This is a genomic window from Synechococcus sp. 63AY4M2 (genome assembly GCF_002760475.1).
In the GTDB taxonomy this organism is placed as follows: Bacteria; Cyanobacteriota; Cyanobacteriia; order Thermostichales; family Thermostichaceae; genus Thermostichus.
In genome coordinates this window covers 1,218,510-1,236,800 of record NZ_AXUX01000001.1, presented here as the reverse complement: position 1 = coordinate 1,236,800, position 18,291 = coordinate 1,218,510, and the positions used below count along the sequence as shown (strand labels likewise).

The following is an 18,291-nucleotide window of genomic DNA, read 5'->3' as shown; positions in this document are numbered from 1 at the left end:
GTTCTCTCGATCCCGTCCTAGCCTATCCTGTCTTTGCCCCCAACCGGCAGATTGGCCAGCGGACTGCTGGCTGGAGAGGCTTGGCTATCCGGATAGAGCGGCGTGCCGCAGCGCTTACAAAACTGGGCATCCTCATCGTGCTGGGAGAGGCCGCATCCCGGGCAGGCCCACTGCAGCGAGGTGCCGCTTTTCACCAGTTGCTTGATCAGCTCCCCTACTTGCCAAGGGATCAGGGCCACGCCCGTCAGGATCATCAGCACCGTCAACAGCCGGCCCAGCTCAGAGGTGGGGGTGAGATCCCCAAACCCTACCGTGGTCATGGTAACAACCGAAAAGTAGAAAGCATCCAAAAAGGTGGCAAAAGCGCCGGGATTGGCCGGATGTTCCACCTGGTAGATGAGGCCAGAGTAGACGAAGACAATCGCAAAGAGAGTAAAAAGGATGCGCAACAAGATGCGGGTGTCGGCGGAGATGACCTGACCAAAGAGGGTCTTGCCCTCCACCAGGCGCAGCAGCCGCAAGATACGAAACCAGCGCAAGAGGCGGATAAAGCGAATATCCGTCAGCCCGGCAAAAAAAGGCAAAATCGCCAGCAAGTCAATGAGCGAATAGAGGCTGAAGACGTAGCGCAGCTTCTGCAGGGCCGCTGCCCAGCGCAGTAGATATTCCACCACGAATAGGCCGAGGATGAGGCGATCCAGCCGCTCCAGCCCAAGGCGGAGTTGGGGGGGAATGGGGTAGGTCTCCACTACAAAAAAGGCAGACGAACAGAAAACCAGCACCGCCACCAGCCAATTGACCCAGCGGCTTTCGGGTGTGTCCTGATCCCCCCAGTAGCGCTGGAGGAGGCCAGCAGGGGCAAGCTCAGTTTGGGTGGCCTGGGAGGGTAGGGTGGTCACAGACGGGATCCCGTTGGGAAGAGATCGAGAGGGTTTCCCTTGAGCGCCTATCGGGCGTACCTTGACTAGGTTAATGGAAACTAGTAGTAGAGCAAACTTCAGTCCTGCAAACGTCTAGGCTTGAGTTGAGCATTGAATCGATGTTGCCTCCCATTGTCCTGGCTTCGCAATCTCCTGCCCGCCGCCAATTGTTAGAAGCTGCCCGGATCCCTTTTCGCGTTCAACCCAGCTACTTTGACGAAAGCCAAATCCAGAGCCCGGATCCGGTGGAGCTGGTGCAGAAGCTGGCTGCGGCCAAAGCCGAAGCGGTGGCGGCTCAGCAACGGGAGCCCGTCTTGGTGATCGGGGCTGACTCCGTGCTCTACCTAGGGGGGGAGATCCTGGGCAAGCCGGCCAATGCTCTAGAGGCGGAACGGCGCCTGCGGCAAATGCGGGGCGAAGTGGGAGAGCTCTACACGGGCCATGCCTTGATTGACACGAGGCAGAACCGCCGCCTCGTCCACTATGCGGTAACACGGGTGTTTTTTGCCAAGCCCAGCGACGAGGAGATCCGCGCCTACGTGGCCACCGGCGAGCCGCTCAATTGTGCTGGCTGCTTTGCCATTGACGGCCGCGGCAGCTTGTTTGTGGAGCGGATCGAGGGGTGCCCTGGCAACGTCATTGGGCTGAGTTTGCCGTTGCTGCGGCGCATGATCCAGGAATTGGGCTATTCCCTCACCGAAGCCTGGAATTAGCCGTCTAGATGCCGCTTGAGCAGCTCGTTGGCCAGCTTGGGATCCGCCCGTCCTTGGGTTTTTTTCATCAGTTGCCCGACAAAGTAGCCGAAGAGCTTGGTTTTGCCCTCCCGGTACTGCTGCAGTTGCTCGGGGTTCTCGGCCAGCACCTCGGCGATCATTGGCTCCAAGAGGCTGCTATCGGAGATCTGGGTCAGGCCCTTGGCCTCCACCAGGGCGCGGGCCGAGCCGCCTTTTTCCAGCAGCTCCGGCAGGATCTCCTTGGCAATTTTGCTGGAAATAGTGCCTTGCTCGATGAGGCCGATTAGCTCAGCCAGGGTTTCCGGCTTCAAGGCGATGTCCGGGTAGTCCAGCTTGTGGGTGTTGAGGTAGCTGGCGATGTCGCTCATCATCCAGTTGGCGGCTGCCTTCGGGTCGGCGCCGGCAGCAACCACGGCCTCAAAGTACTCGGCGGTGTTGCGTTCGTCGCTGAGGTAGCGGGAGTCATACACCGAGAGGCCGTACACCTGTTGGTAGCGCCGCCGCTTCACACTGGGCAATTCCGGCAGCTCCGCCTGCCAGCGGGCTTTTTGCGCTTCCGTCACACGAATGGGCGGCAGATCCGGCTCCGGAAAATAGCGGTAGTCGCTGGATCCCTCTTTCTTGCGCATGCTGATGGTGCGCTGGCTGTTTTCTTCCCAGAGGCGGGTCTCCTGTACGATGGGCTCGCCTGCTTCCACGGCCTTAACTTGGCGGTTGAACTCGTACTCGATGGCCCGCTGGATGGCGTTGAAGGAGTTCATGTTCTTGATTTCCACCTTCGTGCCAAAGGTCGGGGAGCCCAGCGGGCGCACCGAGATGTTGACGTCGCAGCGCAGGGATCCCTCCTGTAGGTTGCCATCGCACAGCCCGGCGTAGCGGAGGATGCGGCGCAGCTCCTGTACATACTCGGCTGCTTCTTCCCCAGTGCGGATATCCGGCTCGCTGACGATCTCGATGAGGGGAACTCCTGCCCGGTTGAAATCCACCAGGGAATAGCTGGATCCCGACAGCCGATCGCTGCCGGCATGCACCAATTTGCCCGCGTCTTCTTCTATGTGCAAACGGGTGATGCCGATGCGCTTGCTGCGGCCGTCGCTGAGCTGGATCTCGACCCAGCCGTGGGTGGCAATGGGCAGGTCGTACTGGGAGATTTGGTAGTTTTTGGGCAGGTCGGGGTAGAAGTACTGCTTGCGGTCGAACTTGCTGTAGGGGGCGATGGTGCAATTGAGGGCCAGGCCAGCCTTGACCGCGTATTCCAGCACCTTCTCGTTCAGCACGGGCAGGGTGCCGGGCAGGCCCATGCAGACAGGGTCAATTTGGGTGTTGGGGGGAGCGCCAAAGGCCGTCGCGCTGCTGGAGAAGATCTTGGAGCGGGTGCTGAGCTGGCAGTGCACCTCCAGCCCAATCACAGCTTCGTATTCCACTTTGGCAGGGGCAGCAACCGTCATGGCCAAACGAGAAAGAGTAGGTTTTCCCATTCTAGTGGGATATCGCTAGCTGCTGAGCTGCTGCCTCAAACGGTGGGGCGGATCTCGAAGGTGGAGAGGCCTTCGGGTGGCTCGAAGCGGTGTTCGACGGCCTCCACCCGCGAGCCGGGGCTGCCCTGCTGGCACCAGCGCAACATCGCCTCCACCGCCGCCGGGGATCCTTCAAAAACCGCCTCCACCCGGCCATCCCGCAGATTGCGCACCCAGCCGTGGACGCCGGCGTTGCGGGCCATGGCTTCGGTGTAGGCCCGAAACCCCACTCCCTGAACCCGCCCGCGCACCCAAACGTGAACGCGAACCCTGTCGCTCATGCTGAGGGGGATCCCTCCGAGGTGTTGCCAAGTTCTGAAGCCGAGGGCGACTCGGCTGGCTGGGCCGTAGCTTTCTCCGCCTGCTGCTCTAGGCGCTGCCAGAGAAAGTTGACAAGGGCAACCAGTCCCACGATCCCCAGCGAGATCCCGCCGGCGTACCCAATGGCTTGCCACAGCACAGGAGACATAGGCCAACCTCGCTGGTGCAGAAAGCTCCCTTCTGACCTTACCAGACGGAAACCCCAGAGAGAGGGGATCCCTGGCGGCTTGGCCCTCTCCTCGACAACGCCCTCCAAGCTGGACAAGATTCGGCACAATGGGGAGAAGTGTTGCTAGCGAGCAGTTGAGAAGAGGCCATGGCCCACAAACTCTGGATCTACGGCCAATGGGTTGACAGCCAAGGGGGAAACCTGATGGTCATCGAGAACCCGGCTACGGGCGAGCAATTGGCGGAGGTGGTGGACGCCAGCCCTGCCGATGTGGATCGGGCGGTGCAGGCGGCCCACACGGCTTTCTACGATGGCCGTTGGTCGAAGCTCACCCCCGGCGAGCGATCCCTGGCCCTCTGGAAGTTGGCGGATCTCATCGAAGCTCGCGCTGCCGAGCTGGCCCGTCTGGAGTCGGAAAACACCGGCAAGCCCTACGAGCTGGTCAGCTTGGGAGGGGATCTGGCCTTTGCGGTGGATAACCTGCGTTTCTTTGCCGCTGCCGCCCGCGACATCCATGGTTTGAGCGCCGGAGAATACGCCAGAGGTTACACCTCGCTATTTCGCAAGGAGCCAGTGGGGGTGTGCGCGCAAATTACCCCTTGGAACTACCCGCTGCTGATGGCCGTCTGGAAGATCGGCCCCGCCCTGGCTGCCGGCTGCACAGTAGTGCTCAAGCCCGCTCCCACCACCCCTCTGACTACCCTGATGCTGGCGGAGCTGACTGCTGAGGCCGGGATCCCGCCGGGGGTGGTCAACATCGTTACCGGAGGCGATGCTACCGGCCAAGCCCTGGTGGAGCACCCGCAGGTACGCATGGTCAGCCTCACCGGCTCTACTGCCACTGGCAAGCAGGTGATGCGGACGGCGGCAGACACTCTCAAGCGGGTGCATCTGGAGCTGGGAGGCAAAGCCCCGTTTTTGGTTTTCGAGGATGCCGACGTGGAGACTGTGGCCGCCAAGGCTGCTTTTGCCGCCACCTTCAACAGCGGCCAGGACTGCACGGCAGCCACCCGCCTCTATGTGCACGAGAGCAAGCTGGCGCAGATGCAAGAGGCCATCGTCGAGGCGATGCGCAAAGTAAGGCTGGGATCCCCTTTTGAGGCGGGGGTGGAGATGGGGCCCTTGGTCTCGGCAGCCCAGCGGGAGCGGGTGAGGGGATTTGTGGAGCGGGCCAAAGCCGAGGGAGCCAAGGTGCTGACCGGCGGGCGGATCCCTCCTCAGTTTGACCGGGGCTACTACTACGAACCCACAGTGATTACCCATGTCGATCAAAAAGCGGAGATCGTGCAGAGTGAGGTTTTTGGGCCGGTCCTCACGCTCGGCTCGTTCCGCGAAGAAGCGGAAGCGCTACGCCTGGGCAATGACGTCCTATACGGGCTGGCGGCTTCTGTGTGGACTCAAGACCTCGGACGAGCCATGAAACTGGCCGCCGATCTGGAGTTCGGAACCGTCTGGATCAACGATCATCTCCCCATCGCCTCCGAGGCTCCCCACGGCGGCTTCAAGCAATCGGGATTTGGCAAAGATCTCTCGGCAGAGGCCGTGCGAGAGTATCAAATTGCCAAGCATGTGATGATTGCTACTTGTTGAGGGGTGGCTCTGGCAACCTCGTTCGAGGAAGAGGCTAGCGGTAGCCAGTTGGCAAGGCTCCGGGAAACTCCTACAAGCGATAGACTTGAGTGCATGTCTCCCTACCTCGAGCCCCTATCGTGCCGATGGCCACGTTCTACTCCTCAACCTCAGGATCGGCAGCTCTAGCCCCTCCCCGCACTTTCCCTCTTACCGCCGTGGTCGGCCAGCAAACCGCCAAGCTGGCTCTCCTGTTGGCGGCGGTGGATCCCAGCTTGGGAGGAGTGGTGCTGGTGGGGCCGCGCGGCACGGCCAAGTCGGTCTTGGCCCGAGGGATCCACGCCCTGCTGCCCCCCATCGAGGTGATTGCCGGCTCCTATTGCAACGACGACCCGGCGCGGCCCGAGACCTGGTCGGACTGGGCCAAGGCCCGCTACCCCCAGGGAACGACACCCCCCACCCAGGTGATAGCCCCTCCCTTTGTCCAAGTGCCTTTGGGGGTGACCGAGGATCGGCTCTTGGGATCCGTGGATGTGGAGGCCTCGGTGAGGCAGGGGGAAACGGTTTTTCAGCCGGGGCTCTTGGCTGCCGCCCACCGCGGCGTGCTCTACGTGGATGACATCCACCTCTTGGACGACGCCATCGTCAACCTGCTGCTGACGGTGGTGGGAGATGGGGTCAACCGCCTGGAGCGGGAAGGGCTGAGCCTGCAACACCCCTGCCGGCCTCTCTTGGTGGCCACCTACAACCCCGAAGAGGGATCCCTGCGCCCCCACCTGCTGGATCGCCTGGCGCTGGTGGTGCCGGTGGGGCAGGAGCTGAGCCTGGAAGAGCGCAGGGAAATTGTCCAGCGGGCAACGCAATTTGTCGACGCTCCCGAGTCCTTTCTGGCGGAACACCAAGCGGAACTGGAGGAAATCCGCACCCGCATTCTCCTGGCGCGGGAGTGGCTGCCCCAGGTCAAGCCCAAGCGGGAACAGATCCTCTACCTGGTGCAAGAGGCCATCCGCGGCAACGTCCAAGGCCATCGAGGGGAGCAGTTTGCCCTGCGGGCCGCCTGTGCCCTGGCCGCCCTGGAGGGACGGGATCGCCTGGTGGCCGAGGATCTGCAACAGGCAGTGCAACTGGTGCTGCTGCCCCGCGCCCGCTACGATCCCGACCAACCCCCGCCGCCACCCCAATCGCAACAGTCGGATCCCCCGCCCAGCTCCTCCGACAACAGCGACCCAGAGGAGACGGATCCCCAGCCGCAAAGCCCCAGCCTGCCCCAGGAGTTTTTCTTCGATCCCGAACAAGTGGCCCTCGACCCGCGCCTCTTGGCCTTTGCCCAATCCCTCAACCAACAAGGGAAAACGGGATCCCGCAGCCTGGTGTTCAGCGCCGACCGGGGCCGCTACGTCAAGCCCATCCTGCCCCAGGGCGCCAATCCCCGCATCGCCGTCGACGCCACTCTGCGGGCGGCTGCCCCCTACCAGAAAAGCCGCCGCCAGCGGCAGCCGGGGCGGGCCGTCATTGTTGAGCCCGGCGACATCCGCGCCAAGAAGCTGGCCCGCAAGGCAGGGGCCTTGGTGATCTTCGTGGTAGACGCCTCCGGCTCCATGGCCCTCAACCGCATGCAGGCGGCCAAAGGCGCCGCCCTGCGCCTGCTCACTGAGGCCTACCAAAACCGCGACAAAGTTGCCCTGATTGCCTTTCGCGGCGAGGCTGCCGAGGTGCTGCTGCCCCCCACCCGCTCCATCGAGCTGGCCCGCCGCCGCCTGGAATCCCTGCCCTGCGGCGGGGGATCCCCACTGGCCCATGCCCTCACCCAAGCGGTGCGCCTGGGGGTGAACGCCCGCGCCAGCGGCGACGTGGGAGAGGTGCTCCTGGTAGCCCTCACCGATGGCCGGGCCAACATCCCCCTCAGCCGCTCCCTGGGACGCAGCGAAAGCGATCCCATCGACCTGAAGCAGGAGCTGCGGGAGATCGCCCTGCGCATCCGCGCCCTGGGATTGAAGCTGCTTCTCATCGACTCGCAGAGCCGCTTTGTAACCACCGGTTTCAGCGCCGAGCTGGCGGAACTGGCGGGCGGACGGTACTTTCATCTGCCCCGCGCCACCGACCAGGGGATCGCAGCCGTGGCCCGCTCGGCCATGCAAGAGGGACGCCCATACCCTTGAGAGAGCAGCTCTCCCTCGGTAGGAGCTGTAACTTTTCTTAATGGTTGGTTATGATCCCTGTAGGCGCTCTTAGCTTGCCCTATGGTCACAGGACTCCTGCCAGAACTCTCTTTGCCTCATTCCATGCTTACTGACTGGGTCAGCCGGGGAGTGAGCGCAGCCATTCGCGCTCTCTTCAAGCAGGCAGAGCGGCTGGAGGCGCGCGTGCGGGCAGAGCCCATCGCCAAGCTGTTGCAAGGACGCATCGACAGCTTTGAGCTGGTGGGCCAGAACCTGCAGATGTACAACGGCCTGCGGCTTTCGCTTTTAGAGCTGTTTTGCAACGCTGTAGCCATTGACTTTAGCCAAATCTGGCAGGGTCGGATTAAGCTGCGGCAGCCGGTGCAGGCCAGGATGCGGGTGGTGCTGAGCGAAGCGGATCTGGCGCGATCCTTTAACACGCCTTTTGTGCTGAACAAGCTGGCTCAGGTGGATCAGGGGGGCAAGCCGCTCTCATTTCATCAGGTCGAGGTTCACCTCACCCCAGAGCAGCGGTTGCGATTGCAGGCCGAGGTTCAGCCAGGGGGAGAAAAGCCCTTGCAGGTGGGCTTTTCCGCTCGCATCGAGGTGCTAGAACGTCGCCGCATTTGCCTTGCCGATCCGCTGTTTGAGGGCGACACGGAGGAGGGGCGGGCCCTGAGCCGAGCCTTGGTGGATCACCTGAATGCGCTCCTGGATTTGGATCGGCTAGCCCTGCAAGGGAGCAAGCTGCGAGTAGATCGGGTGTGCCTACAGCCTCACCAGATGATCCTCTACGGCAGCGCTGCTCTGGTGCGGTTTCCCACCCGCTAGCCCCCCTGGGAAAATGCTTGACAACCTTTTGGAAGGCGGGTACGCTCAGGGGTGGTGAGGAGTGAAGAGAAGAAGCCTCTGGGGTCGAAACACGGACAGACGCCCAGAGGTTTTTTCATGACCTGCTCAGCCTCAACGGGGACACCGCCATCCCTACCTAGCCTCCGAGTTTTAACTATTCTCAACCACAGGGGATGGGGGACTTTTCCCAACACCCCGGCCTCTTGCCCCAATTGGGAAAAAGCCTGTCCCCCCAAACTGGCTACGACCCTTTGAATTCAGGCTGGGACATAGCACCTGCCACAACTTTTTTTGCTCGAAAAGGTTCCAAAGAGTCTCCCCTGAGCCTCAGGGGTCTTGGTTCAGTTGCAAGTCCCCTCCCAGGTCATCGCCTGCCAGAAGGCCGCAGAAGGTTGGTGCAACACAATGCGATTGCCATCGGGATCCCGGAAGTCCACCTCCTGGCCGTGAAAGGCCTGCCGCAGCGGCGAAACGGAGATCTGGTGCTCCGCCAACACCGCCGCCAGGGATCCCAGGCATGCCGCCAGATCCTGCACCTGCAGGCAAAGACTTGCTGCTCCCGCCTGGGCGGCAAACTCTGGATGGAGACTGCGGTAGAGGCCCAGTCGCAGGCCAGGCAGGCGAAACTCCACATACACTGGCTCTCCCTCCCTGGAGAGCTGGACTTGGGGCGGGATCCCCAAGAGGGCCTGGTAAAAGTGCAACAAACGGGGCAAATTGGGGGTGGCCAAGCTCAGCAAAGCTGCAGCAATCTGCATCGCAACCGGAAAAAGGAAGCCACTCATTCTAATCCGAACTTCCGCTGATAGCCAGCCCTAACTGCGCCACTCGGAAAGGGATCCCCGCCTCTCCTAGGATTGGACTATAGTAGGTAGCGAGACTTGCTGCTCTTTCTTCACGAATAAAAACTGGAGCAACCTACCGTGGGGCTATTCAGCCGATTTTCCCGTGACATGGGCATCGATCTGGGCACGGCCAACACCCTAGTCTATGTGGCTGGCCGCGGCATTGTCCTACAGGAGCCCTCTGTCGTCGCCATCGACCAAAACACCAAACAACCGCTGGCCGTGGGGGAAGATGCCAAAAAAATGTTGGGCCGTACCCCGGGCAACATCGTGGCTGTGCGTCCTCTGCGGGATGGGGTGATCGCCGACTTCGACACGGCGGAGATGATGCTGAAGCACTTCATCCAGCGGGTGCATGGAGGTCGTTACTTGATCGCCCCGCGCATCGTCATCGGGATCCCAAGTGGGGTGACCGGCGTAGAGCGACGGGCAGTGATGGAAGCGGCCCTGCAAGCCGGCTCGCGGGAGGTGTATTTGGTGGATGAGCCGGTGGCAGCAGCCATCGGCGCGGGGCTGCCGGTGCAAGAGCCCACCGGGAACATGATCATCGACATCGGCGGCGGCACCACCGAGGTGGCCGTCCTCAGCTTGCAAGGGATCGTCCTCAGCGAGTCGGTGCGGGTGGCAGGAGACGAGCTGAGCGAGGCCATCATTCAGTACATGAAAAAAGTTCACAATCTCACCATCGGGGAGCGCACTGCCGAAGAGATTAAAATTCAAATCGGCTCTGCCTACCCAACTCAAGAGGAGATGACCATGGAAGTGCGGGGGCTGCATTTGCTTTCGGGTTTGCCCCGCACTGTGACGGTGAAGAGCACTGAGATCCGTGAGAGCATGGCCGAGCCCCTCTCGGTCATTGTGGAGGCCATCAAGCGCACCCTGGAGCGCACGCCGCCGGAATTGGCGGCAGACATCATCGACCGCGGCATTATGTTGGCGGGAGGGGGGGCGTTGCTCAAGGGGCTAGACGCCCTGATCAGCCATGAGACCGGGATCCTGGTTCACATTGCCCCGGATCCCCTCAGTTGTGTGGTGCTCGGTACAGGGCGGGTTTTGGAGGATTTCAAAACCTTGGGTCGAGTGTTGAGCGGCAGCTTCAAGGGTTAGAGGAGTTTCCTCTGAATCCCTGATTCGAGGTGTGAGTCGAGTGGGTTAGAGAGGTATTGCTTGAATCGGCTACACCAGTGGTGGATGCGTTATGGTTTGGGGTTGCTCCTGTCTGCTTCGGCGATAGGAGGGGCGTGGGCTTTGCGCCAGACCCAGGGATCCCTGCTGGTGGAGCTGTACAGTTGGCTCACCGCACCCATCCGTCCACCTGTGGATCCTGACGCCGTACTTAGCCAGGCCGCCACCCGCGAGCTACAGGCCCTGGTGGCCGAGCTGCGGCACCAAAACCGCGAGCTGAAGCGCCTGCTGCAATTTACCGAGCAAATGCCCCAAGCAGGGATCCCGGCGGCGGTGGTGGGCCGCAGCGCCGATCACTGGTGGCAACAGCTCACCCTCAGCCGCGGCAGCCAGCATGGGGTCAGGGTAGGAGATGTGGTTATGGCACCGGGGGGATTGGTCGGGCGGGTTGAGGCGGTAACCCCCAACACCAGCCGCGTGCTGCTTATTAGCGATCCCACCAGCCGTGTCGGGGTGATGCTCAGCCGCAGCCGGCACATGGGCATCTTGCGGGGCACCGGCACCCAGAACGCCATCTTGGATTTTTTCGATAAGGATCCCAAAGTGGAAGTGGGGGATGTGGTGGTAACTTCGGGCCTGAGCAGCTTCTACCCGGCGGGGGTTGTGGTGGGAACGGTTCGAGCCATCAACCTGGATGCCAGCCCTGCCCCACAAGCCACAGTCGAATTGTCGGCGCCCCTGGGCCTCTTGGAGTGGGCCTTGATTTACCGCTATGCTCAACCTTAAGTCTCGCCTCAATTGGCTGGTCACCGCCTTGTCAGGGCTGTTGGCGGTGGTGGCCCCTTGGTGGCGGGGGCCGGGCTTGGAGCTGGCGGGCCTAACCCCCGATTGGCCCCTGATCTGGGTGGTGTGCTGGAGCGTGCGGCGCAAGGCTTGGCAGGGGGCTGTTGCCGGGATCACATTGGGTTTTCTGCAGGATGCCCTGACCAACCCTTATCCTACCCATGCCCTGGGGTTGGCGGTGGTCGGGATCCTCACGGCCAAGTTGCAGAAGCAGCGCTACATGCAAGAGGACTTCATCTCCGTGGCTTTGATCGTCTTCGGCATGGTGGTGATTGCCGAGACGCTGATGGCGCTGCAATGGATGTGGCTGACGGCCTCTCAGGGATCCGCTGGCCTCGAGCCGGCGGAAATGGCAACTTGGTTGGATGGGTTGGCAAACTCCTCGCCCGCCGCCGGCGCCATTGGCGGCGATGGCCCCCGTTCTCTGGAGAGCATCTGGTGGAACCATCAGCGCAATGCCCTCACGTCGGCCATTTTAAGCAGCCTGTGGGCCCCCGCTCTCTATTGGCCCCTCAGCCGTTGGTGGCAATCTCAAGAGCAGGATTTGAGAGAGACCTAGCTGCAGGTTCTGCCGCCAGTGATCTGCATTCCCCACAGCCGCTGCCGGGCGCGATGGGACATCGGTTGCACAGCTACTGCTCCCAACGGCGGCAAAACGGTTCCTTGCCCCATTTCCTCTCTCCCTAGGAGAGGAACGGGGGGTGAGGGCTTGGGGTCGCTCTCAGAGGGATCCGTTTTCGCCTAAAATGACAAAGCCCTCTGCCACCCACTGCCAACGGGCCAACAGACTCTGGGCCAAGCGGATGGGAAGGTGTTGAGGTTGACTCGATTGAGGGAGAGGGATCCATGCCTCATACCATCGTCACCGATATTTGTGAAGGCGTTGCCGACTGTGTGGAGGCCTGCCCCGTCGCCTGCATTCACCCTGGGGACGGCAAAAATGCCAAAGGCACCGACTACTTCTGGATCGACTTTGCCACCTGTATTGACTGTGGCATCTGTCTTCAGGTTTGCCCTGTGGAAGGGGCGATCCTGCCGGAGGAAAAACCGCACCTGCAGCGAGTGCCCAACTAGCCCGGCGGGCTGCTTCTTCCCAATTTTGCAATTGCCTTTCAGCCCAGAGAAGCCAAAGCCACAACGGCGCTGGTCAACCAGTTCAAGGACAGGAGCCCGCCCAGGAAGGCCAACGGGATCAGACCCGCCAGGCGCCACCACTCCAGATCCAGCGCCACCGCTGCCGCCCGCACCTGCCAAACCACAAACCACAACAGCGCCACGAACCCCAACAGGGATCCGGCCACTCCGCCCAAGGATTGGGCAGGTCCCAGCAGCAGCCAGGGCAGGCCAGCAAAGCCCGTCAGGCAGAGGAGCGACGCAAAAGAAGGGGCAGCCCGCCCAAAACAAAAGGCCAGCGCCTGCAGCAGGGCCGCCAGGCTTACCCATCCCAGGAAGCCTGCCAGCAGCGCCAGCACCATGCTCGGCAGGTTTACCCCGAAACGACGCACAGCCTCGAGAATGTTCAGCAGCGCCACCACCCCAAAAGCTTGCCAGAGAACAGGCTGTTGCCGCAGCGAGCGAAAGGTGGGCTCCGGCAGAAACCAAGCGCCGTAAATGTTATCCAACAAAGAGTCGAGCATGGCCGGCAAAAAGTCGGTCTGCCCTCCTATCCTAGCCCAACGACAAGAGGGCTCCTCCAAAGCCAAGCAAATGCCGATCCCGTCCTTGGCAAAGCCCTGATGAGCACTTGACAAGCACGGCCCGCAGATGCGGTATGATGGGCTAAGGATTCTGAGGCGTTGGTGACTGCCGTTACGTTTTTGCGATCGATACCCTTCGACAATTAGGACGGGTGTGGATGTGAGAGCAGTAAGCCAAACTCGATTTGGAAACTATCGATAGTCATCCCCGATGTCCTACACTGGCTTTTCCAGGTCGAAAACCACGGTAAAACGGCGCAATAGGATCCTCAAGAAGGCTCTCGCTGGAGGGCCTTCTTGCTCTTAATGGCTGCACGGGATCCCTCGTCAGGCAAGTTTTGAGGGGAGCTGAGGTGGTTGTGGGATGGGGGTTAGGCGGCCTGTTGTTTGGCCTGTTGGCAATTTTGAACGGCAGGGATGCGGCGCCAATTTAAGTTAGCAAGCACCAGGGCGCTGAGGGGACGGGTGTGAGCCAGCAGCCCGGCAAGGAGCAGCAGCCAACGGCTCAAGGCAGAGCCGGCCAACAGCCAATGGATGAGCAGAGCTGCCCCTCCTCCTTCTACCCCTGCCGCCAAGACCCAGGCCCAGGCAACTTTCCCATGCCGGGACAGGAGGATCCCTTGCAATCCACCGACGCCAAGCCCCACCAGCAAGCCACGCAGCGGGCTGGCCATCGCCTGCAAGGCGTTCTGCAGCCAGGGATCCCTGGGATCGAAAGCGAAGGTTGCCATCCCCGCCTCCAGGGTATCTGCTGCTACCCAACCCAAAGCCGTGGCCAGCAGCGTGGCCGCCACCCACCGCCAAGAGACCTGCCGCCGCAATACCGCCCACTGGAGTAGCCCCATCCCCAAGCCCAGGCCGGCCCCGGCCACCGCTCCTTGGAGCGAACCCAAAGCAGCCAGCAGGGGAGCTGCCGCCCCCAGCCCCAGATAGCCGATCCCAGCCGCCGCCCAATTGGCCAGGAGCCAGCCCAGGGCCAATCCTTTGCGCTGGCGGGGCTTGCCTGAGGTGGGGAGGGTGGGCTTCTGGTGGGGGCTAACCTGTTCCTGGCCGACCTGCTGTTCGACCTCGCGCAGCCCCTGTTCTGCCGAGGGGTTACCCGGCTCCAGCCGCAGCACTCCTTGATAGTCCATCTGGGCAAGGCCCCAATGGCCCTGCCGCTGGTGGGCCAGGCCGCGGTATAGGTAGTAGCGGGCTTCGTTGGGGGCACTCTGGATCAGCTTGTTAAGCAGGTGGACAGCCATTTTGTATTCGCCTGCCTCGATCAAACGCACCGCCCGCTGCAGCTCTTCTTCCTCAGCTTCCGAAACAGGGGCGGCTCGGCTCTGCTGGGTGGCTTGCTGGCCAAAGCCGGCAGGGATCCGCTGCAGAGGAGCCTTTTGAGGGGGAGGCGGGATCTTGTCCCCATAGACGGCTCGGAGCTGCTGGGCCAGCTCCTCCATGGTGGCCGGGCGAAGGGCAGGGTCTTTCTCCAAGCAACGCAGCACCACCTTTTCTAGGGCCTCAGGGATGGGGTGGGGCAGCGGATGGTCTTGAAAAGGGCGGGGCTTTTGAAAGTTGTGGACGTGGTACCAGCCCTGCAGGGTGTCGGTCTCTGGCTCGAAGGGCAACGCACCGGTTAACAGCTCGTACAAAACCACCCCCAGGGAATAGATGTCGGAGCGGCCATCCAGCTTCTCTCCCCGCATCTGCTCCGGCGAGGCATAGACCATCGTGCCCAAAAAATACCCGGTTTGCGTCAGGCCACGAGAGGTTTCCCCCATGAGTTTGGAAATGCCAAAGTCCAGGAGCTTGACCCGTTCTTTGCCATCGGGCCCTTTTTGCACAAAGATGTTGCTGGGCTTGATATCGCGGTGGATGACCCCTCGAATCGAGTGTTTGCCCAGATCCATGTGAAAGTTGTGGGCGTGGTGCAGGGCCGAGCAAATTTGCAAAGCCAAGTTCACCACCCGCTCTGGGTGCAGGGGACCTTCCCGTGCCAACACATAGTCCAAGCCCTGGCCCGTGTAAGGCTTGGCCTTCAGGTACTCCATCACCAGGTAGGGCTGGTTTTGGTACAGACCGTAGGAGCGCACCTGCACAATGTTGGGGTGCTCGCCCAACAGGGCGCTGACCCTGGCCTCGTCCAGGAAGCGCTGCTGCAGTTGCTGGTAATACTCCGGCTCCATGTCTGGCGGCGGCGGGCGCAACAACTTAACGGCCACCGGCTCGTCATTCAACTGGGTATCCACCGCCTCGAACACATTGCCGTAGCCACCCTCGCTGATGTGGTGGGTCAGTCGGTAGCGGTTGCCGATCAGTTGTCCAATTAGGCGCTGGTTCATGGAGGAGGAGGGCCAGCCGAGGGGAGGGTCTACCTAAAATGATTCTAGTCAGCTTGAGGGCGCAAGACCTGTGGGTGAGGGATCCGCCCTTTTTCGCCCCAGAAGTCAGGGATCCCGCTAGGATTGGGGCATGGGTGCTTCTCCTGAAACCGCTTCTCTCCCGCCCTTCTGGCTGGAGGTTACCGAGTTTGCCCTGCAGGCCACGGCAAAGGTCGGAGCGCAGCTCTTGGCAGACTTTGGCCAGGCCTCCTCTACGGAAAAAGCGGACGGCAGCTTGGTGACCGCTTCTGACCAATGGGCGGATCGCGCCTTTCAGGAGGCAATTGCCGCGGCCTACCCGGATCACGGCTGCCTGAGCGAGGAGTCCAACCACATTTTCCTGGAGAAAGAGTGGTGCTGGGTGGTGGATCCCCTGGATGGCACCACCAATTTTGCCCACGGGATCCCCATCTGGGGCAGCTCGCTGGCGCTGTTGCACTGGGGTGTGCCTGTGTTTGGCTGTGTGCATCTGCCCCCCATCCGCCAGACTTTCTACGGCTACTGGCCTCAGTTTCCCGACGACGCGCCGGCAGGAGCTTTTCTCATCCGCCACGACCGGGATCCCGTCCGTCCTCAGCCCATTGGCCCCAGCACCGCCCCACCCGGACCCAACCAACTGTTTAATTTTTGCTCCCGCAGCAGCCACTGGATTAGCCCGCAATTTCCCTGCAAAGCCCGCATGCTGGGCGGCGCTGCCTACAACCTGCTGGCGGTGGCCGGCGGCAGCCTTTTGGGGGCGGTAGAACGCTCGCCCAAGATCTGGGATGTGGCGGCGGTGTGGGCCATTGTCAAGGGGGCCGGCGCCGTTTGGGAACCCCTTGGCCCTGCCGACCCGGATCCCGGAACGCCCTTGCTCCCCGGCAAGGACTATGGTCGGCTGACCTATCCGACCCTGGTGAGCGCTCAGAACAGGTGGATCCCCGTGTTTCGGGCTTTCATCGCTCTGTAGCTCTCGTAAACCGCCTGGACGTTGTACCAGTTGAGGAAGAAAACCCGACACAGCTCCAAGGCCAACTGCGAGCGGCCCTGCCGGATCAACCAGCGCAGCAGCGGCTCTAAGCGCTTCTCGTTCAGCCACCCCCCCAGCGACAGAAGGCCCCACAGGCATTGATGCAGAGGCGTCAGTTGGATCATCAGGCGCACGGCCCAGGTGGGGTGCTTTTGGTAAAAGAGGATGCCCATGCGGCCCCGCTGCCGCTCCCGCTCGATAAGGGCTGGGATTTGCGCCAGCTCGAAGGGCGGATGCCAATGGTAGCCGGTGGCTTGGGGGCACTTGACCAGGCGCAGGCCCAGGCGCTTTAGCCGCACCCCCAGCTCCAGGTCTTCCCAGCCGTAGAGGTGAAACCGCTCGTCAAAGGGGCCGGCAGGGGTTTCACAAGCCCGCTCCAGCCAATGGCGGGCAATGGCCACGTTGCCGGTGGCAAAGAAGGCTGCCGAAAAATCGGTGGGCTTGAAGGGCTCGGAGCAGGGATCCCGAAAATTGCAGGTGTTGATTACCCGCCCGTAGGTGAAGACCTTGGCCTCGTGGGGCGAGTCGGGATTGCCGGTAACCCCGTGTCGCCGCAGCATCTGGGCATGAGCGGCCAAAAAGTGCTCCACCACCACCAGGTCGCTGTCGATAAAGACAATGATGGATCCCTGGGCGTGGCGAAACCCCAGGTTGCGGGCGGCAGCAGGGCCGCGGTGTTCTTGGCACAAAAGCCTGATCGGCGGCAAATCTGGCGGCTGGCTCTGCAGCCATTCCAGCGTGCCATCGGTGGAGCCGTCGTCCACCACCACCACCTCGTAGCCGTCGTAGGGGCCAGGCTGCTGCTGCGCCAAGGCCTGCAGACATTTCTGCAAGATGGGACGGCGGTTGTAGGTGGGGATGATGACGCTGATGTACACCGGGGATCCCTGGCTCGTAAGGCAAACCCTACCCCTAAAGTCAAGGGGTTTTTCCATACGGCTAGAGAGCTTTGAGCAGCTCTGCCGCCTGGCGCACCGTCTCGAAAAAGTGATGGACATTGGCCTCCGGAGTGGTGTGGTGCACGCCGTGGCCCAGGTTCATGATGTGGCCGCGAGATCCCGCCTTTTGAATCACCTCCAGGGTGCGCTGCCGGATGAATTTCGGGGATCCCAGCAACACCATCGGGTCGAGATTGCCCTGCACCGCCAGGGATCCCAGGCGGGCCCTGGCCTCGGCCATATCGCTCATCCAATCGAGGCTGAACACATCGATGCCAGCTTTGCCCACCCGCTCCAACAAAGCAGCGCTGCCGTTGATGTAGAGAATGAGCGGCACCTGCGGGCACCGAGCTTTCACCTGATCCACAATTTGCTTTTGGTAGGGCAAGGCCCAGGTTTCGTAGTCGCCGGGGCTGAGCTGGCCGGCCCAGGTGTCGAAGAGCTGCACCACCTGGGCGCCGCACTCGATCTGGTAGATCACGTAGCGGGCAATGCTATCCGCCAGCTTACTCAGCAACTGATGCAACACCTGCGGCTGAGTGAAGGCCAGGCTCTTGATATGGGCATAATCTTTGGAGCTGCGGCCCTCCACGGCGTAGCAGGCCAAGGTCCAAGGGGAGCCGACAAAGCCCAGCAGCGTCGCCTTCCCTTCCACCTCGCGGCGCAGAGTGCTGAGGATGGTCTTGATAAAGGGCAGGCTTTCTTCCGGCTCTAGCAGTCGGATTTGCTCAACTTGGGCCTGGGAGCGGATCGGCGGGTCGATGATCGGCCCCTGCTGCTCCACCAACTCAAAGGGGATCCCCATGCCCTCGAGGGGGGTGAGGATGTCGCTGAACATAATGACGCCGTCGGGGGCAAAGGCGCGAAACGGCTGCAGCGAGATCTCAATCGCCAGCTCCGGGATCTCGCAGCGCTGCTTGAAGGTGTATTTGCTCTGCAGCTCGCGGTAGGCCGCCATGTAGCGACCCGCCTGGCGCATCATCCAAACGGGGGGACGATCTACCACTTCCCCGCGGGCCGCCCGCAGCAGACGGTCGCCATCGCCGACGGAGGAAGGAGAAGCGCTGAGCTGAGCAGGTGAGTGGGACATGGGAAGACCAAGCCGGTTCAAGATCCTCAATGCATCCTGACATTGGGGGGACGGCTAGCGCAAGCTCGCGGCCCTTCCTCTTGACCCTTTCCTTAGGGGTTGCAACTTGCTTTCACCGGCTGAGGAAGGCGGATCCCGAC

General features: G+C 62.0%; 18 protein-coding genes. 9 read left to right on the top strand and 9 right to left on the bottom strand.

Annotation, left to right across the window (positions count from 1 at the left end; all coding sequences use genetic code 11):
* Positions 1–17: 17 nt before the first annotated feature.
* On the bottom strand, positions 18–899 hold the full coding sequence (locus tag SYN63AY4M2_RS05550) for an ion transporter (RefSeq protein ID WP_011429266.1): 882 nt from the start codon (positions 897–899) through the stop codon (positions 18–20).
* Between the two features lie 140 nt (positions 900–1,039).
* On the opposite strand from SYN63AY4M2_RS05550, the gene SYN63AY4M2_RS05545 reads away from it, so the two are divergent.
* Complete coding sequence (locus tag SYN63AY4M2_RS05545; RefSeq protein ID WP_099834680.1) at positions 1,040–1,633, top strand: nucleoside triphosphate pyrophosphatase; 594 nt, start codon at positions 1,040–1,042, stop codon at positions 1,631–1,633.
* Here SYN63AY4M2_RS05545 and gatB read toward each other — a convergent pair.
* The 3 genes from gatB to SYN63AY4M2_RS05530 all read right to left on the bottom strand — a co-directional run bounded on the left by gatB (position 1,630) and on the right by SYN63AY4M2_RS05530 (position 3,640).
* Positions 1,630–3,102 carry an Asp-tRNA(Asn)/Glu-tRNA(Gln) amidotransferase subunit GatB gene (gatB, locus tag SYN63AY4M2_RS05540; RefSeq protein ID WP_011429268.1) on the bottom strand — a complete coding sequence of 491 codons (1,473 nt, stop codon included), beginning with the start codon at positions 3,100–3,102 and terminating at the stop codon, positions 1,630–1,632. The two genes, SYN63AY4M2_RS05545 and gatB, sit on opposite strands and share 4 nt — an antisense overlap.
* Before the next feature lie 65 nt (positions 3,103–3,167).
* Positions 3,168–3,452, bottom strand: a complete 285-nt coding sequence (locus SYN63AY4M2_RS05535; protein ID WP_099812511.1) for an acylphosphatase — start codon at positions 3,450–3,452, stop codon at positions 3,168–3,170.
* Positions 3,449–3,640, bottom strand: coding sequence for a hypothetical protein (locus tag SYN63AY4M2_RS05530; protein ID WP_041438067.1), 192 nt, complete (start codon positions 3,638–3,640; stop codon positions 3,449–3,451). The genes SYN63AY4M2_RS05535 and SYN63AY4M2_RS05530 overlap by 4 nt, the downstream gene beginning before the upstream one ends.
* A gap of 168 nt (positions 3,641–3,808) precedes the next feature.
* Here SYN63AY4M2_RS05530 and SYN63AY4M2_RS05525 point away from each other — a divergent pair, with 168 nt between their 5' ends.
* The 3 genes from SYN63AY4M2_RS05525 to SYN63AY4M2_RS05515 all read left to right on the top strand — a co-directional run bounded on the left by SYN63AY4M2_RS05525 (position 3,809) and on the right by SYN63AY4M2_RS05515 (position 8,220).
* The gene (locus SYN63AY4M2_RS05525; protein WP_011429272.1) at positions 3,809–5,251 is read left to right on the top strand and encodes a gamma-aminobutyraldehyde dehydrogenase; all 1,443 of its coding nucleotides are present in this window, start codon (positions 3,809–3,811) and stop codon (positions 5,249–5,251) included.
* 125 nt (positions 5,252–5,376) lie between these two features.
* On the top strand, positions 5,377–7,389 hold the full coding sequence (gene bchD / locus SYN63AY4M2_RS05520; protein ID WP_099887256.1) for a magnesium chelatase ATPase subunit D: 2,013 nt from the start codon (positions 5,377–5,379) through the stop codon (positions 7,387–7,389).
* An 81-nt stretch (positions 7,390–7,470) separates the two neighbouring features.
* Positions 7,471–8,220 (top strand): DUF2993 domain-containing protein, encoded by a 750-nt coding sequence (locus SYN63AY4M2_RS05515; protein WP_011429274.1) that lies wholly within the window; start codon positions 7,471–7,473, stop codon positions 8,218–8,220.
* A 362-nt stretch (positions 8,221–8,582) separates the two neighbouring features.
* On the opposite strand, the gene SYN63AY4M2_RS05510 is transcribed toward SYN63AY4M2_RS05515, so the two are convergent.
* Positions 8,583–8,999 (bottom strand): VOC family protein, encoded by a 417-nt coding sequence (locus tag SYN63AY4M2_RS05510; protein WP_071813547.1) that lies wholly within the window; start codon positions 8,997–8,999, stop codon positions 8,583–8,585.
* Positions 9,000–9,164: 165 nt separating this feature from the next.
* On the opposite strand from SYN63AY4M2_RS05510, the gene SYN63AY4M2_RS05505 reads away from it, so the two are divergent.
* From SYN63AY4M2_RS05505 to SYN63AY4M2_RS05490, 4 genes are all read left to right on the top strand, one after another.
* Entirely contained in the window at positions 9,165–10,193 is a 1,029-nt protein-coding gene (locus tag SYN63AY4M2_RS05505) for a rod shape-determining protein (protein ID WP_011429276.1), read from the top strand.
* Between the two features lie 60 nt (positions 10,194–10,253).
* Positions 10,254–10,997, top strand: coding sequence for a rod shape-determining protein MreC (gene mreC / locus SYN63AY4M2_RS05500; RefSeq protein ID WP_011429277.1), 744 nt, complete (start codon positions 10,254–10,256; stop codon positions 10,995–10,997).
* Positions 10,984–11,613 (top strand): rod shape-determining protein MreD, encoded by a 630-nt coding sequence (gene mreD / locus SYN63AY4M2_RS05495; protein ID WP_011429278.1) that lies wholly within the window; start codon positions 10,984–10,986, stop codon positions 11,611–11,613. Before mreC ends, mreD begins: the two co-directional genes overlap by 14 nt.
* A gap of 287 nt (positions 11,614–11,900) precedes the next feature.
* The gene (locus SYN63AY4M2_RS05490) at positions 11,901–12,128 is read left to right on the top strand and encodes a ferredoxin family protein (protein ID WP_011429279.1); all 228 of its coding nucleotides are present in this window, start codon (positions 11,901–11,903) and stop codon (positions 12,126–12,128) included.
* 38 nt (positions 12,129–12,166) lie between these two features.
* Here SYN63AY4M2_RS05490 and SYN63AY4M2_RS05485 read toward each other — a convergent pair whose 3' ends face one another.
* Both SYN63AY4M2_RS05485 and SYN63AY4M2_RS05480 read right to left on the bottom strand, forming a co-directional pair.
* The gene (locus tag SYN63AY4M2_RS05485) at positions 12,167–12,691 is read right to left on the bottom strand and encodes a YIP1 family protein (RefSeq protein ID WP_011429280.1); all 525 of its coding nucleotides are present in this window, start codon (positions 12,689–12,691) and stop codon (positions 12,167–12,169) included.
* A 431-nt stretch (positions 12,692–13,122) separates the two neighbouring features.
* Positions 13,123–15,075 carry a serine/threonine-protein kinase gene (locus SYN63AY4M2_RS05480; RefSeq protein ID WP_011429281.1) on the bottom strand — a complete coding sequence of 651 codons (1,953 nt, stop codon included), beginning with the start codon at positions 15,073–15,075 and terminating at the stop codon, positions 13,123–13,125.
* Positions 15,076–15,205: 130 nt separating this feature from the next.
* Between SYN63AY4M2_RS05480 and SYN63AY4M2_RS05475 the strand changes: the two genes are divergently transcribed.
* On the top strand, positions 15,206–16,063 hold the full coding sequence (locus SYN63AY4M2_RS05475) for an inositol monophosphatase family protein (RefSeq protein ID WP_011429282.1): 858 nt from the start codon (positions 15,206–15,208) through the stop codon (positions 16,061–16,063).
* Here SYN63AY4M2_RS05475 and SYN63AY4M2_RS05470 read toward each other — a convergent pair.
* Both SYN63AY4M2_RS05470 and hemE read right to left on the bottom strand, forming a co-directional pair.
* Complete coding sequence (locus SYN63AY4M2_RS05470; RefSeq protein ID WP_011429283.1) at positions 16,018–17,001, bottom strand: glycosyltransferase family 2 protein; 984 nt, start codon at positions 16,999–17,001, stop codon at positions 16,018–16,020. The genes SYN63AY4M2_RS05475 and SYN63AY4M2_RS05470 overlap by 46 nt on opposite strands.
* A 61-nt stretch (positions 17,002–17,062) precedes the next feature.
* Complete coding sequence (hemE, locus tag SYN63AY4M2_RS05465) at positions 17,063–18,151, bottom strand: uroporphyrinogen decarboxylase (protein WP_011429284.1); 1,089 nt, start codon at positions 18,149–18,151, stop codon at positions 17,063–17,065.
* Between the last annotated feature and the right edge of the window lie 140 nt (positions 18,152–18,291).

Bases quoted from the DNA above. Each gene is read 5' to 3' on its own strand.
- gatB (WP_011429268.1), bottom strand. From the start codon at position 3,102: ATGACGGTTGCTGCCCCTGCCAAAGTGGAATACGAAGCTGTGATTGGG.
- SYN63AY4M2_RS05475 (WP_011429282.1), top strand. From the start codon at position 15,206: ATGGGTGCTTCTCCTGAAACCGCTTCTCTCCCGCCCTTCTGGCTGGAG.
- hemE (WP_011429284.1), bottom strand. From the start codon at position 18,151: ATGTCCCACTCACCTGCTCAGCTCAGCGCTTCTCCTTCCTCCGTCGGC.
- SYN63AY4M2_RS05525 (WP_011429272.1), top strand. From the start codon at position 3,809: ATGGCCCACAAACTCTGGATCTACGGCCAATGGGTTGACAGCCAAGGG.
- SYN63AY4M2_RS05515 (WP_011429274.1), top strand. From the start codon at position 7,471: ATGGTCACAGGACTCCTGCCAGAACTCTCTTTGCCTCATTCCATGCTT.
- SYN63AY4M2_RS05545 (WP_099834680.1), top strand. From the start codon at position 1,040: ATGTTGCCTCCCATTGTCCTGGCTTCGCAATCTCCTGCCCGCCGCCAA.
- SYN63AY4M2_RS05490 (WP_011429279.1), top strand. From the start codon at position 11,901: ATGCCTCATACCATCGTCACCGATATTTGTGAAGGCGTTGCCGACTGT.
- bchD (WP_099887256.1), top strand. From the start codon at position 5,377: ATGGCCACGTTCTACTCCTCAACCTCAGGATCGGCAGCTCTAGCCCCT.
- SYN63AY4M2_RS05510 (WP_071813547.1), bottom strand. From the start codon at position 8,999: ATGCAGATTGCTGCAGCTTTGCTGAGCTTGGCCACCCCCAATTTGCCC.
- SYN63AY4M2_RS05530 (WP_041438067.1), bottom strand. From the start codon at position 3,640: ATGTCTCCTGTGCTGTGGCAAGCCATTGGGTACGCCGGCGGGATCTCG.
- mreD (WP_011429278.1), top strand. From the start codon at position 10,984: ATGCTCAACCTTAAGTCTCGCCTCAATTGGCTGGTCACCGCCTTGTCA.
- SYN63AY4M2_RS05485 (WP_011429280.1), bottom strand. From the start codon at position 12,691: ATGCTCGACTCTTTGTTGGATAACATTTACGGCGCTTGGTTTCTGCCG.
- SYN63AY4M2_RS05535 (WP_099812511.1), bottom strand. From the start codon at position 3,452: ATGAGCGACAGGGTTCGCGTTCACGTTTGGGTGCGCGGGCGGGTTCAG.
- SYN63AY4M2_RS05480 (WP_011429281.1), bottom strand. From the start codon at position 15,075: ATGAACCAGCGCCTAATTGGACAACTGATCGGCAACCGCTACCGACTG.